The sequence below is a fragment of the Deltaproteobacteria bacterium genome, from assembly GCA_021737785.1.
Taxonomy (GTDB): Bacteria; Desulfobacterota; DSM-4660; order Desulfatiglandales; family Desulfatiglandaceae; genus AUK324.
On record JAIPDI010000046.1, the window covers coordinates 1 to 12,791 of the forward strand.

At 51.9% G+C, this 12,791-nt stretch carries 16 protein-coding genes and 1 tRNA gene; 14 read left to right on the forward strand and 3 right to left on the reverse strand.

The annotated features are described in order from the left end of the window. Positions 1 to 305 precede the first annotated feature (305 nt). The 14 genes from kdsA to K9N21_18895 all read left to right on the forward strand — a co-directional run bounded on the left by kdsA (position 306) and on the right by K9N21_18895 (position 10,145). Positions 306 to 1,127: a 3-deoxy-8-phosphooctulonate synthase gene (gene kdsA / locus K9N21_18830; GenBank protein MCF8145968.1), complete on the forward strand. Its 822-nt coding sequence runs from the start codon at positions 306 to 308 to the stop codon at positions 1,125 to 1,127. Between the two features lie 213 nt (positions 1,128 to 1,340). Then, positions 1,341 to 1,862: an HAD hydrolase family protein gene (locus K9N21_18835; protein ID MCF8145969.1), complete on the forward strand. Its 522-nt coding sequence runs from the start codon at positions 1,341 to 1,343 to the stop codon at positions 1,860 to 1,862. Positions 1,863 to 1,882: 20 nt separating this feature from the next. Beyond that, positions 1,883 to 2,458, forward strand: a complete 576-nt coding sequence (gene lptC, locus K9N21_18840; GenBank protein MCF8145970.1) for an LPS export ABC transporter periplasmic protein LptC — start codon at positions 1,883 to 1,885, stop codon at positions 2,456 to 2,458. Beyond that, entirely contained in the window at positions 2,455 to 3,009 is a 555-nt protein-coding gene (lptA, locus tag K9N21_18845) for a lipopolysaccharide transport periplasmic protein LptA (GenBank protein MCF8145971.1), read from the forward strand. Before lptC ends, lptA begins: the two co-directional genes overlap by 4 nt. A 2-nt stretch (positions 3,010 to 3,011) precedes the next feature. Continuing rightward, a complete protein-coding gene (lptB, locus tag K9N21_18850; protein MCF8145972.1) occupies positions 3,012 to 3,740 on the forward strand; it encodes an LPS export ABC transporter ATP-binding protein in 729 nt (242 codons plus the stop codon). Positions 3,741 to 3,747: 7 nt separating this feature from the next. Further along, a complete protein-coding gene (gene rpoN, locus K9N21_18855) occupies positions 3,748 to 5,202 on the forward strand; it encodes an RNA polymerase factor sigma-54 (protein ID MCF8145973.1) in 1,455 nt (484 codons plus the stop codon). A gap of 102 nt (positions 5,203 to 5,304) precedes the next feature. Further along, a complete protein-coding gene (raiA, locus tag K9N21_18860) occupies positions 5,305 to 5,844 on the forward strand; it encodes a ribosome-associated translation inhibitor RaiA (GenBank protein ID MCF8145974.1) in 540 nt (179 codons plus the stop codon). Positions 5,845 to 6,115: 271 nt separating this feature from the next. After that, entirely contained in the window at positions 6,116 to 6,577 is a 462-nt protein-coding gene (locus K9N21_18865; GenBank protein ID MCF8145975.1) for a PTS sugar transporter subunit IIA, read from the forward strand. Between the two features lie 70 nt (positions 6,578 to 6,647). After that, a complete protein-coding gene (locus tag K9N21_18870; protein ID MCF8145976.1) occupies positions 6,648 to 7,049 on the forward strand; it encodes a PTS sugar transporter in 402 nt (133 codons plus the stop codon). Beyond that, positions 7,046 to 7,498 (forward strand): ribosomal protein S18-alanine N-acetyltransferase, encoded by a 453-nt coding sequence (gene rimI / locus K9N21_18875; protein MCF8145977.1) that lies wholly within the window; start codon positions 7,046 to 7,048, stop codon positions 7,496 to 7,498. The genes K9N21_18870 and rimI overlap by 4 nt, the downstream gene beginning before the upstream one ends. Positions 7,499 to 7,721: 223 nt before the next feature. Continuing rightward, positions 7,722 to 8,723: a type I glyceraldehyde-3-phosphate dehydrogenase gene (gene gap / locus K9N21_18880; GenBank protein MCF8145978.1), complete on the forward strand. Its 1,002-nt coding sequence runs from the start codon at positions 7,722 to 7,724 to the stop codon at positions 8,721 to 8,723. A gap of 59 nt (positions 8,724 to 8,782) precedes the next feature. Further along, a complete protein-coding gene (tpiA, locus tag K9N21_18885; protein MCF8145979.1) occupies positions 8,783 to 9,553 on the forward strand; it encodes a triose-phosphate isomerase in 771 nt (256 codons plus the stop codon). Between the two features lie 159 nt (positions 9,554 to 9,712). Beyond that, positions 9,713 to 10,045, forward strand: coding sequence for a preprotein translocase subunit SecG (gene secG, locus K9N21_18890; protein ID MCF8145980.1), 333 nt, complete (start codon positions 9,713 to 9,715; stop codon positions 10,043 to 10,045). A 13-nt stretch (positions 10,046 to 10,058) separates the two neighbouring features. Next, positions 10,059 to 10,145 (forward strand) — tRNA-Leu (locus tag K9N21_18895). Between the two features lie 207 nt (positions 10,146 to 10,352). On the opposite strand, the gene K9N21_18900 is transcribed toward K9N21_18895, so the two are convergent. The 3 genes from K9N21_18900 to K9N21_18910 are packed head-to-tail and all read right to left on the reverse strand — an operon-like array spanning position 10,353 to position 12,791. Then, positions 10,353 to 10,976, reverse strand: a complete 624-nt coding sequence (locus K9N21_18900) for a PqiC family protein (protein MCF8145981.1) — start codon at positions 10,974 to 10,976, stop codon at positions 10,353 to 10,355. Positions 10,977 to 10,986: 10 nt separating this feature from the next. After that, positions 10,987 to 12,009 carry an MlaD family protein gene (locus K9N21_18905; GenBank protein MCF8145982.1) on the reverse strand — a complete coding sequence of 341 codons (1,023 nt, stop codon included), beginning with the start codon at positions 12,007 to 12,009 and terminating at the stop codon, positions 10,987 to 10,989. Further along, positions 12,009 to 12,791 (reverse strand): ATP-binding cassette domain-containing protein, encoded by a 783-nt coding sequence (locus tag K9N21_18910; protein MCF8145983.1) that lies wholly within the window; start codon positions 12,789 to 12,791, stop codon positions 12,009 to 12,011. The genes K9N21_18905 and K9N21_18910 overlap by 1 nt, the downstream gene beginning before the upstream one ends.

Below are 12,791 nucleotides of genomic sequence, written 5' to 3' on the forward strand. Positions count from 1 at the left end.
CAAAGGAACTCAATATCACCCGAGAACAGGTCTATGCCAAATACACGGCTCAGACCATAACTCAGAATCCCTGACAAAGTAGCGGGGCTTTCTCTTGATAACCCAGTTTCTCGTTCAATCCTTATATCGGAATTCCAGAAGATGTTCACCTTCCTTGACTTTCATCCCGCCTTGGGATAGGGTTCTCACAATGTTTTTCAGGGGCGATTTTCAACATGGATTTGGCCATCCTCAGGTGAGAAATAACATGTCACCCTTCCGCCTCCTGTCGAGGGTGGATCGGCAGGTTTTCGGTAAATTGTGAAATGAAGAATAGGATGACCATCGGTCAGCTGACCGTCAGCACCAGCGGCCCCTTTTTTCTGATTGCCGGACCGTGTGTTATTGAGGACGAATCAACGACGGTGCAGATCGCTGAGTCTTTGAAAGAAATCAGTGAAAGACTCGGAATCCCCACCATCTTTAAGAGTTCTTATGATAAGGCCAACCGGACCTCCATAGATTCTTTCAGGGGGCCTGGAGTGGAAAAAGGCCTGGAAATATTGATGAAGGTAAAAGAAAGGACCGGCTTGCCGGTACTTTCAGATGTCCACCGGATCAGTGAGGTGGAAAGGGCCGCAGGGGTTCTTGACGTGATCCAGATTCCTGCATTTCTCTGCAGGCAGACCGACCTTATCACGGCCGTGGCTCGGACAGGCCTGCCGGTCAATATCAAGAAAGGCCAGTTTATTTCCCCCGATGAGATCGGCCCGATCATTGGAAAAGTGACTTCCACCGGAAACCATCGTATCCTCGTGACCGAAAGGGGCTCTTTTTTCGGCTACAACAACCTGGTGGTGGACATGCGCTCCATCGCCATTATGAAACGATTCGATTTTCCGGTGATTTTTGACGCCACTCACAGTGTACAGCTTCCGGGAGGTCAGGGAACCTGTTCAGGCGGTCAGAGGGATTTTGTCAGCCATCTCTCCAGGGCCGCGGTTGCAGCCGGAGCGGACGGAGTTTTCATGGAGATCCATCCGGATCCCGATGCAGCCTTGTGTGATGGGCCCAATTCGATGCCTCTTTGTGACATTGAGCCGTTGTTGCGTATGCTCAAGGATATTCATGGCCTCGTAAGAGACTGAATTCATTTTCTTCCTGTTGAACCGAGCCTCCCCTTCCCGGCCGCTTTTTAAAACAGCTCACAACTGGCCGGAGGTCTTGCCCATAAAACCGGAACATGGATCTCCCGGTAACAAGATGGGTGACTCCGATATAAGGACATCGGGCGCTGCAAGCAAGGGACCTCTCCTTATGGGCAACGGTATACAGGTCGGGAGAAGCAGTGGTGAATAACAGTGGTGAATAAAGCGAACAAGATCAGAATATTGTTTGTGGATGTGGACGGCGTCTTGACGGACGGCCGTATTACCATGAACCAAGAGGGAGAAGAAATCAAATCGTTCTGTGTAAAAGACGGCCTGGGATTGAAGATGGTGATGGCTGCAGGAATTGAGGTGGTGATCCTCACCGGCCGGGCATCGGGGGCGGTGGCCCATCGGACCAGAGAGCTGGGGATTACGGCGCTCTATCAAGGGAGTGCAGACAAAGGGGACGTGTGCAGGCAGGTTCTCAGAGAGAAGGAAATTGAGAAAGCGGAGGCCGGATGCATCGGGGACGATCTCCCTGATCTGGCCATGTTCAGGGAAACAGGTCTTCGCATCGCGGTTGCCGACGCAGCCGAGGAGGTTCGCCAAAAAGCTGATCTCGTAACCTGCAAAAAAGGGGGGCATGGTGCAGTGCGGGAGGCGTGCGAATGGATCCTGAAACGACAAGGGGAATGGCCCAAAAACGGCTTTACAGAACTCACCGGAGGTTGATATAGTACCTCTGCCATTTTATGAAAATTCTTCTCAAGAGACATTGGCCCCTCCTGGGTTTAGGGGCGTTGCTCCTTATCGTGGCCTTTTACCTTGCAAAATCGGGGAAAGAGCTGGTTAAGACAACCGCACTTTTAAAAGATATGGTGTCGGGCGAGGGGCTCAAGCTGGAGGATATCCATTATCGCCAGAATGATCCGGAAGACAAGATAAAATGGGTGCTCGACGCGGAGGAAGTCCGGCTCTCAGAGGATAAGAAGGTTGTACGATTCTATGGCTTTGACCTGATGGTTGAGCCCGAGGCAAGACCCGGTTTCAAATTGAGCGGGAAACGGGGGAATTATTTCAAGGACTCTAATCAGATCGAACTCTGGGGAGAGCTGAAAGGTCTTTACGGCAACGACTATCAAATCTTTACGGAATATCTGCTGGTCAGCGATAACTTCGGGCGGTTGAGTACCGATCGGCCGGTCAGGATATCCGGACCATTCTTCACCGTGAAGGGCCAAGGCCTTGTGGCAGATCTGCCCAATGAAACGATTCGCATATTGTCAGACGTCACCACCACTTTAAAGGGAAACCCGGAAACCCCATGAGAGCCTTTAAATATTCTCTGGTACTTTGCTGCGCCATTCTGTTATGGCCGGCGGTTGGATCCAGCCCTGCTCAATCGGAGACCCCTCTCCCTCAACCCCGGGAGACCGGCCAGGGGGAAATGATCATCCATTCCAACACGCTGGAGGCGGACGACAAGAAGGGGACTGTCACATTTACGGGAGAGGTGGATGCGCAGCGGGATGATTTTACCGTCTACTGTCAAAAGATGGTGGTTCACTATGCAAAATCCCCCGCCGAAAAGGGAACCGAAAAATTTGCAGCCCAAATCGAGAAGATCGTTGCCAGCGGAAACGTCAAAATCGTTCGCGCCGAAGGCGGGATTGCCACCGGTGAACAAGCGGTGTATTATCAACAGGATGAAAAACTGGTTCTTACCGGAAAACCGGTGGTGAAACAAGGGGACAGTTCGGTGGAGGGCGATCGAATCACACTCTTTTTAAAAGAGGATCGAAGTGTCGTAGAGAGTTCATCGGACAAGAAGGTGCGGGCCGTGATATTTCCCACAAAGGCCAAGGGGCAGGGCCCTTAACCGTGGCAAATGATACGCTCCAGGCACAAGGCCTGGTCAAAGGTTACAGCGGAAAGCGGGTTGTCGATCATGTAAACATTGTGGTGGAACGCCAGGAGATCGTCGGTCTTCTGGGTCCCAATGGCGCCGGCAAGACCACGACCTTCTATATGGTGGTGGGACTCGCTCATCCGGATGAGGGGAGGGTCTTCCTGGACGGCGCTGACATCACCCGTGATCCGATGTATCGGAGGGCCAGGAGAGGGATCAGTTATCTGGCGCAGGAACCCTCTGTGTTCAGGAAATTGACCGTGGAACAGAACCTCCTGGCGATCCTGGAACTGCTGGATGTTCCGGTTCATGAAAGAAAATTGCGACTGGATAATGCCCTTGCAGAGCTTGGCATCGCGCATCTGGCCAAACAGAAGGCCATCTCCCTCTCCGGCGGAGAACGCCGAAGACTTGAAATCTCCAGGGCTCTGATTACAAATCCGAGATTTATGCTGCTGGATGAGCCCTTTGCTGGAATTGACCCGCTTGCCATAAATGATATCCAGCAAATCATCAGACAGTTGAAAGAGCGCGGCCTTGGCGTTATCATCTCGGACCATAACGTCCGGGAAACCTTAAGCGCCTGTGACACCGCCTATATTATCAACCAGGGAATGATCATTGAACAGGGTTCCCCGGCCACAATCGTAAAAAGCGATATCGCCCGGAGCGTTTACCTAGGAGACAACTTCAACTTGTGAATTCGTTATGGCGTTAGAATTAAGACAATCATTGGGCCTTGCTCAGCAGCTGGTCATGACTCCCCAGTTGCAGCAGGCGATTAAGCTTCTTCAGCTTTCCCGGCTCGAACTTCTTGAAACCATTTCACAGGAGATAGAGGAAAACCCTGTACTGGAAGAACTGATGGCAGGGGAATCCGAGCAGGACGAGGATAAAGATGACGTAAAAGATGAACCGGTCCGGGAGTCTTCCGAAATCCCTGAAGTAATGGTAGAGGATCGGGCCCGGGATGATGTGGACTGGGAGACCTATATCACCGAATACAATACCGGGTGGGCTGAAACCCGTTACGAGGAAAGAGACGTCCCCAATTTTGACAATATCACCGACACCAAAACCAATCTTCCAGAACACCTGACCTGGCAGCTCAATATGAGCAGCCTTGACGAGGATCAAAGAGAAATCGGAATTCAGATCATCGGAAATCTCGATGATGATGGGTACCTGGACATCTCACTGGAAGAGATCTGCGAGATTACGGGACATTCTCCTGAAAGGGTGACGGAAACACTTTCCCTGATCCAGAATTTCGATCCGGTGGGCGTGGCCGCGAGGGACACGCGGGAGTCTCTGCTCATCCAGGCCAGATTCCATAATCTCGGCGGGAGTCTGGTGGAAACCATACTCATGGATCATATGAAGGATCTGGAAAACAGGAATTATGATAAGATTGCGAGCACCCTTTCCCTCCCCCTTCAGGACATTGTTTCCGCCCTCTCTGTTATTCAGACCTTGGATCCGCGGCCCGGAAGGGTTTACTCAAACGAGGAAACCATCTATATCACCCCGGATATCTATGTCTTTAAAGTCGGCGATGATTATGAAATCGTACAAAATGAGGACGGATTGCCCAAACTGAGGATTAATGGGTATTACAGGCAAATCCTTCAGAATAAGACCCCTATTTCGGAGAATACAAAGACGTATATTCAGGAAAAAATGCGATCCGCCGCCTGGTTGATAAAGAGCATTCACCAGCGTCAACGGACCTTGTTTCGAGTGACGGAGAGTATCGTTCGCTTTCAAAAAGCATTTCTCGACAAGGGGATTGCGCATCTCAGACCCCTCGTGCTCCGCAATGTGGCAGAGGACATCGAGATGCATGAGTCCACTGTGAGCCGGGTCACCACCAACAAATATGTATATACGCCACAGGGTCTTTTTGAACTGAAATTCTTCTTCAACAGCTCCATCAGCAGACTTGACGGGGATGACCTTGCATCTGAAAGCGTTAAGGCGCAGATTCGCAAATTCATCAAAAGCGAAGACAAGGCACGGCCTTACAGCGACAAAGAGATTGAAAATATGATGAAGAGACTTAACATTAATGTTGCCCGTCGCACCATTGCCAAATACAGAGAGTCCATGGGTATTCTCCCATCGAGAAAGCGAAGGGATCCGTTATCGAGATCGCACCTTTAGGATGCCGGCCCGTGGGGTGTATGCATATCGCGAGTTCATCTATCGGGAGACGTTCGACTGTCCATTATTCATTTTTTTTATTCTTAATCTGGAGGAAGCCTTATGGAAATTACGGTGACATTCAGGCATACGGAACCCATTGAGAGCCTCCGGGCATACGCCGAAGAGAAGGTGTCCAAGTTAAAAAAATACCTGGACGTTCCTTTGGAAGCCCACATTGTATTGACTGTTGAGAAATTCCGACATATAGCAGACGTGACCCTCAGCCTGAACGGCACCCCCATAATGGCGGTTGAGGAAACCGGGGATATGTATTCGGCCATCGACCAGGTGATGGACAAGGTCGAAAACCGGGTCAAAAAACATCTCTCCAAGATAAAGAGTCACCGCCAGGAAAGCCCCAAGGCCGAATCCGAATCAGTGAATGAAGAGGCCGCTGACATCGTTGGGCTGGCTCATGACGAGCCTGCCATCGTGGTGGAAAAGATGTTTGCCAAACCGATGGATCCCGAAGAAGCAGCCATGCAGCTCAACCTGCTGAAACAGGATTTCCTGGTATTTAGAAATGCCAAATCCAGGGAAATAAATGCCATCTATAAACGTGGCGACGGAGATCTCGGGCTTATTGAGCCTGAAAATTAGAATCTCCTGAATGCGCATCGGTTTAGACGCCGTGTCTGTAACCCCGCATTGCGGGACAATATGCCGAGAAGTTGGCGCCTTATGGGTAAGTGCTCGGAAAATTTACGGGATTTGCACCCATACCTTTTTGGTTGCGGCCGTCAGGCCGCCTTGGGGGATATGCTGGCCTGTGAATGCCGGAGGATGATGATTTACTGTTTTACAGCACCCAGACTGCCCGGAATATAAATGATAAAAAGGCAAGTCAGAATGGGATGATCCGGTTTATATGATGAAACTATCTGAAATAATTACAATAGACAAAATCATACCCGAACTCAGGGCAAGAGATAAGAAGGGTGTTTTGGGGGAATTGGCCGAGGTGATTACAAGTCATCATCCGGACATCGACAAGAGAATGCTCGTCCGGGTCCTTGTCGAGAGGGAGCACCTCGGGAGCACGGGCATCGGTGATGGCGTGGCCATCCCACACGGTAAATTGAATACTGTTAAGCACCCTATCGTGTCATTTGGAAGGAGCAAGCGGGGACTCGATTTTGATTCCATGGACGGACAGCCCGCGTATCTTTTTTTTCTTCTCCTGGCTCCTGAAAATTCTTCCGGCGTACACCTTCAGGTACTGACCCGAATCGCCAAGATGTTGAAAAAGAGTGCTTTCAGGAAAGAGCTGATGCAGGCCGAAACAAAAGAAGAGCTGTACCAGACCATTATTCAATCAGATGAAGAAACGTAGCTGATTGTGGACAGCATGCCGAGCTCCTTAACAAAAACATCGAACCACCTGCCGAGGTTTTATCTGGCCGATGATCGGACTCCTGATAATTTCACACTGTGATCTGGGGAAAGAACTTTTGAACGCGGCTGAACTCATTGTGGGACGGCTGGAAGCAGCCGATTCCATTTCCATCACCCAGACGACGGAAAGCAGCGAGATACTTGAAGAGATCTCAAAAAAGATACGGGCGCTCAATCAAGGACAGGGCGTTCTGGTACTTACCGACATGTTTGGCGGCACGCCTTCCAATCTGAGCCTTTCTTTTCTGAATGATGAGAAAGTCGAAGTATTAACAGGCGTCAATCTGCCGATGGTGATCGCCGTTTCCAATGACCGGGATCGTCTGACATTGGGGGAGTTGGGTGAAAAGGCAGAGCAGGCAGGGAAGCGCAGCATCACCTTGGCCCGCAAACTGTTGAAAACCGCATGAGTTGTCTGGAAGCGGTTACCAGAGAGAATTTCCCCAGGTTTCAAAGGGACATTCTGGCTATTGAAAGCAGCTCCTTTCCCTCACCCTGGGACGAAAACAGTTTTTCAAGTGAAATTGACCGGACGATTTCTCATTTCTGGGTCCTCACCAGCAATGATGCCCTGGCAGGATATATCTGCTTCTGGATTTTCGCAGGTGAAGTTCATTTGCTGAATATAGCCGTACACAAGGCCTGTCGACAGAAGGGTGTAGGGTGGCGGCTCCTGTCAAAGATGTTTGAGGTAGGGATCAGTGAAGGCGCAGAGACGGCCTGGTTAGAGGTACGACCTTCTAACCTCGCAGCAAAATCCCTCTACGCAAAGGCGGGGTTTCTGGAGGTCGGCCGAAGACTGCGGTATTACACCGATACCGCTGAAGACGCCATCCTCATGTCCAGGGCACTGCCATGACGTAATTGGATGTCTCGGAAGTTCCTCTGGTATCCATTTTCGGTGCCGTGGATCTGAAATGATGGGGTGGCGGGAAGGAAGGCTGAATCCCGCCAGAGGCGCCCATTGGGGAGAAACCTCCAAGTTGAAGATTGAAGGACAACACAGGTAAAAGGGTGATCATCACCCTAAATCTTAGACCGGGGACGAGGGTTCCGGCATACTGCTGATAAGGAGGGAGAAGATGTCTCTTAAAGTGGGGATAAATGGTTTTGGGCGGATTGGAAGAATGGTCTTCAGGGCGGGGATTCACAACCCCCAGATCGATTTCGTTGCAATAAATGATCTTACCGACCCTGCAACGCTGGCCCATCTGTTGAAATACGACTCTGTGCATGGAACTCTCAAGGCGGAGGTCTCAAGTTCCGAGAACTCCCTTATTGTTGACAATAAAAAGATTGAGATATTTACCCGGAAGGACCCCGCGAACATTCCATGGGGAGAACTCGGGATTCAAACCGTCTTTGAGTGCACCGGACTCTTCAGAGATCGGGAAAAGGCTGCAGGTCATTTAAAGGCCGGCGCCGGGAAGGTCATCATTTCCGCACCCGCCAAGGAACCGGATGTCACTATTGTCATGGGGGTGAATGAAACCGAATATGATCCAGAAAATCATCATATTGTCTCTAATGCCTCCTGCACAACGAACTGCCTCGCCCCCCCGTGCAAGGTGCTGCTGGATAATTTCGGGATTGAAAAGGGGTTGATGACAACGACCCATTCTTACACCGGAGATCAGAGGTTGCTGGATTTCCCCCACAAGGACCTGAGGAGGGCCCGGGCCGCAGCCCTCTCCATGATACCAACCACAACCGGCGCCGCAAAGGCCGTCGGCCTGGTCCTTCCTCAGTTGGCAGGAAAGCTCAACGGCATGGCCATCCGGGTACCTACCCCCAATGTATCGGTGGTGGACCTGGTCGCCCAATTGAAGACATCGGTTACAGCGGAAGATGTGAATGAGGCGATGAAAAAGGCGGCCGAGACCCGTCTCAAGGGCATTCTGGCCTTCAGCGATGCCCCCCTGGTTTCCATAGATTTTAATGGAACATCTGTTTCATCTACCATTGACGGGCCCTCCACCATGGCCATCGGGGATATGGTCAAGATCCTGGCCTGGTACGATAATGAATTCGGATACTCCAGTCGGATGATCGACCTGGCTGTGCATATGGCGAATCGTTCATAAAACCATACAACCGGGCGGCCCCAAGACTTGCGGCCGCCCAATAAGGAGTGAACTGACCGATGTTTCAAAGAACGCCGATGATCGCCGGCAATTGGAAGATGAATCTGCGCCATGCTGAGGCAGCGGCGCTGGTGAAGCGCATCGGGGAGGGGATTGAAGGTCTTGAGGGGGTCGATGTCCTGGTGGCGCCCCCTTTTACCCATCTGGCGAAAGTGAGGGAGGCTGTTGGAAACGCCCGAATTTTTCTGGCCGGACAAAACATGCACTGGGAAATGAGCGGGGCTTTCACTGGAGAGATATCCGGAAGGATGCTTCAGGAAGCCACCTGTACCCATGTCATCCTGGGGCATTCTGAAAGACGTATCCTCTTCAAGGAAACGAGTGAAACAATCGATCTCAAGGTGAAGGCCGCCACGTTTCTGGGCCTGATCCCGATCGTATGTGTCGGGGAAACCCTCGAGGAACGCGAGGCCGACCAGACCTTTGAGGTGATCCGGGCGCAACTCGATGCATCATTTCACAACTACAAAGCCGATCAATTGATGCGGCCATCCACCATTCTGGCCTACGAGCCGGTGTGGGCGATCGGAACCGGTAGAACGGCAACTCCGGGTCAGGCCCAGGAGGTGCACCGGTTTATCCGGGAATGGATAGAGAAGACCTTTAATACGGGCTGCGCGGCCCAGGTGCGGATTCTCTACGGCGGCAGCGTCAAACCCGAAAATATCGCCGATCTCATGTCGGAGCCGGACATTGACGGGGCGCTTGTCGGCGGCGCAAGCCTCAAAGGGGATTCTTTTGTTCAGATTATTCGTTATAATGAAAGGTGATGAAGTTCTTTTTTTGTTGCAAAATACTTCATTTTAGTTAATATGCGTCCGATGGAAGCGACTCCAGACCTGCTGCATGACATGCAGCAGGACATCCCATTACAGTGACACCAACAGATCGTCAGGGACAGGGCGGGTTGGCGGAAAGAGATATTTAAAATGATACCGGTCATCATCATCCTCCATATTTGTGTATGTGTGGCATTAATTCTGATTGTACTCCTGCAGAAGGGCAAGGGTGCCGGCATGGGGGCGGCCTTTGGAGGCTCCAGTCAGACTGTTTTCGGAAGCGCTGGCGCCACCACCTTACTCCATAAAGTGACCACAGTCATCGCTGTGGTATTCATGCTGACGTCTCTGGGTCTCTCGTTTCTCTTCAGCCAGGGGAGCACCTCTTCCGTCATGGAGGATGTGACACCCACCCAGCCTCCGGCAGCCGAAACGAGCACTGCACCGGCGCCGAGCAGCGAAAGCCCAGAAAATAAACCGTAGCACGAAGATGCTTGCCGAAGTGGTGGAATCTGGTAGACACGCTATCTTGAGGGGGTAGTGGGCGACGCCCGTGCGGGTTCAAGTCCCGCCTTCGGCACCATAACCAAACAGGCACCCCAACAAGCCCTTTTTCGGAAGGGCTTGTTTTTTCTGGGCAACCCCATTTGCGTGTGCCTTCCCGATCGCTTGTCTCCAATGTGGCGGCGGGGACCCAGGGGTGGTTTCCTCTGGGTGCCGATCAGAGCGGGACTGTGAGAATGGATTTGCCCCTACAGGGGCTGAACCGACGCAAAAAGCCTAACCCGGATCACTTCTTTAAAACGGAATAGACATCCCTGATAATGGCCGTTGAGATATCCCCCATGGCCATGCTCATGGCCTGAGCCAGGCCCCGGGGAGTTTTCTCTGTGAACGGTTTCTCCACACGATAGGCCTTCTGGAAGAGAACCCGCTTGCTGACATCCGGCTCATTTGCCGCCATCAGGACAACGGTGACACCCAGGACCGCCTTCCACCCGTCTGGCCCATCCCACTCCACAAACTCATCCACCGATCCTTCCAGGACGAAGGAAAAGGGAAAGTCACTTCCATGGGGCAAAACGGCCTTGAAAAGACCGGAACTTCGAATATCCCGGCCGAGAAAGTCGGTGACCATATCTCCCGGGTTGGCACGCCATTTATGATAAAAGTATTCATCCCTCTTGAATGACGCATCCCGGTAGATGATTCGTTTCGAATTGTAGGCAGAAGCTACGCTGAAACGCTCGATCTTGAGTGCCACCGGGAGCGGCGCGAGGTCTGTTATCTCCGGAGAGGCGTATTCGAGCATATAGTATTGAACCTGATTTCTCGGTTGCTTGAAATTGAAGCACCCCCCGGTAAGACATAAAACGCTCACACACAAAAAACATATCTTTATCTTGGAATACATACGGGTTCCCTTAATTTTGCGAGTGTTTTCCCTCCCGGTCCATGATCCGGGCAGCCGGGGGTTCACCAAAAACCAATTGGGAGGGATGATCCGCGAGCACCTCCAGAAATTGATTCAGACTGTCCGTTGCCCTCTCCAGGTTCTGCGCACTGACCGAAAGGCGATCGATGAGCCGGACAGCTGCATCATCCGTTCTGCTGATAAAGGACGTCCCCTTTTCCAGCAGGATATTGGCATTCTCCACGGCCCTGACCAGTCCCGCCAGGGTCTGTTGGATCTCTTTTTCGTTTTCCGCCAGGAGTCGTTCTGCGCTTCCCAGGGTCTTGTTTGCCTGGTCCATGGTCTGCGCCGCCTGAGGCATTAATTGGTTGATGGATTGGGCCGCCTGGTCAATAGCGGCCAGGATACGATCCCACCTCTCCTCGTCCATCAGGCGGTCAGCCCCGTCCAGGGTCGAATTCAGTTTTTCGGAGATGCCCTTGACGTCGACCTCGGCCATCATCCCGTTCATGTTGTCAAGGGTTAGTTTCATTTTTTCCGAAATCCCTTTGAGGTCCAAGGTCTTGATGTGGGTGAAGACGCTATTGAGGTCTCCGAGGAGCTGACTCAATTCTGAAGGCCTTGAGGCCACGATCGGGTACTCTGAAGGAAAGCTGATATGCGGGGAACGGTCCGGTTCCCCCGGCTTTTTTCGATCCAGCTCCACGAACATGCTCCCCGTGATGCCCACGTTTTTCAACTGCGCCACATAGCTCCGGTCGAGGGTCTGGCCTGTCTCGATCTTCATGATAACCTCTATCAGATTCGAATCCGGGGCCACCCGAATTTTCTCCACACGGCCGATCGGCACCCCCCTGTACTTGACCGGGGCGTCCTGATTCAGGCCCTGAACCGACTCATTAAAATAGGCTGTAAAATAGTGACCCTTCCCCAGATAGCGGGACATGCCCAGCCAGACAATCGCCATCAAGCTTATGACGATCCCGCTGACCACAAACAGCCCGACCGCAAATTTAGTTCTCTGGGAAGCCATTATCCGGTGCCCTTCTGATCGCCGTTTTCTTCAGCGGCCCGGCGGTTGAAAAAACGCTTAACAAACGGATTCTGACTGTGATCCCTCAAATACCCGGGATCGCCCTCAGCAATAATCCCCTTTGCAGCTTTGTCCAACATAATAATCCTCTGGGCCACGGTAAAGATGCTTTCAAGTTCGTGGGTGACAATAACCATGGTGGTTCCTAGGCTCCTGTTGAGATGGAGAATAAGATCATCCAATTCCGCGGATGTGATCGGGTCAAGGCCGGCAGAAGGTTCGTCGAAAAAGAGGATCTTCGGATTCAGGGCCATGGCCCTCGCCAGCCCTGCCCGCTTTTTCATGCCTCCGCTCAATTCCGAGGGAAAATGGTTCTCATATCCCTGGAGATTGACCAGGCCCAGTTTCATCCGGACCAGCGTATTCACCGATTCCCGGGACAGCGTGGTGTATTCCTCGATGGGCAAGGCCACATTCTGAGCAATGGTCATGGAACCAAACAGGGCGGCCCCCTGGTAAAGAACCCCGATCTTTCTCAGTACGTCCTGGAGTTTTACCTCGTCATCGGTGGAAACCTCATCACCGTCCAAAATGATCTGACCGGAACGGGGGGGGATAAGACCGATAATCGTCTTCAACAAGGTGCTCTTGCCGCACCCGCTCCCTCCTAATATACCAAAGACCTCTCCTTCGTATATGGTGAAAGAGACCTGGTCAAGGATAATAACATCACCATACCCCACTTTGAGATCTTTTACCTGAATAATCGGCTTCCTCGCCAT

Bases quoted from the DNA above. Each gene is read 5' to 3' on its own strand.
- kdsA (MCF8145968.1), top strand. From the start codon at position 306: ATGAAGAATAGGATGACCATCGGTCAGCTGACCGTCAGCACCAGCGGC.
- lptC (MCF8145970.1), top strand. From the start codon at position 1,883: ATGAAAATTCTTCTCAAGAGACATTGGCCCCTCCTGGGTTTAGGGGCG.
- lptA (MCF8145971.1), top strand. From the start codon at position 2,455: ATGAGAGCCTTTAAATATTCTCTGGTACTTTGCTGCGCCATTCTGTTA.
- rpoN (MCF8145973.1), top strand. From the start codon at position 3,748: ATGGCGTTAGAATTAAGACAATCATTGGGCCTTGCTCAGCAGCTGGTC.
- raiA (MCF8145974.1), top strand. From the start codon at position 5,305: ATGGAAATTACGGTGACATTCAGGCATACGGAACCCATTGAGAGCCTC.
- K9N21_18865 (MCF8145975.1), top strand. From the start codon at position 6,116: ATGAAACTATCTGAAATAATTACAATAGACAAAATCATACCCGAACTC.
- K9N21_18870 (MCF8145976.1), top strand. From the start codon at position 6,648: ATGATCGGACTCCTGATAATTTCACACTGTGATCTGGGGAAAGAACTT.
- rimI (MCF8145977.1), top strand. From the start codon at position 7,046: ATGAGTTGTCTGGAAGCGGTTACCAGAGAGAATTTCCCCAGGTTTCAA.
- gap (MCF8145978.1), top strand. From the start codon at position 7,722: ATGTCTCTTAAAGTGGGGATAAATGGTTTTGGGCGGATTGGAAGAATG.
- tpiA (MCF8145979.1), top strand. From the start codon at position 8,783: ATGTTTCAAAGAACGCCGATGATCGCCGGCAATTGGAAGATGAATCTG.
- secG (MCF8145980.1), top strand. From the start codon at position 9,713: ATGATACCGGTCATCATCATCCTCCATATTTGTGTATGTGTGGCATTA.
- K9N21_18900 (MCF8145981.1), bottom strand. From the start codon at position 10,976: ATGTATTCCAAGATAAAGATATGTTTTTTGTGTGTGAGCGTTTTATGT.
- K9N21_18905 (MCF8145982.1), bottom strand. From the start codon at position 12,009: ATGGCTTCCCAGAGAACTAAATTTGCGGTCGGGCTGTTTGTGGTCAGC.
- K9N21_18910 (MCF8145983.1), bottom strand. From the start codon at position 12,791: ATGGCGAGGAAGCCGATTATTCAGGTAAAAGATCTCAAAGTGGGGTAT.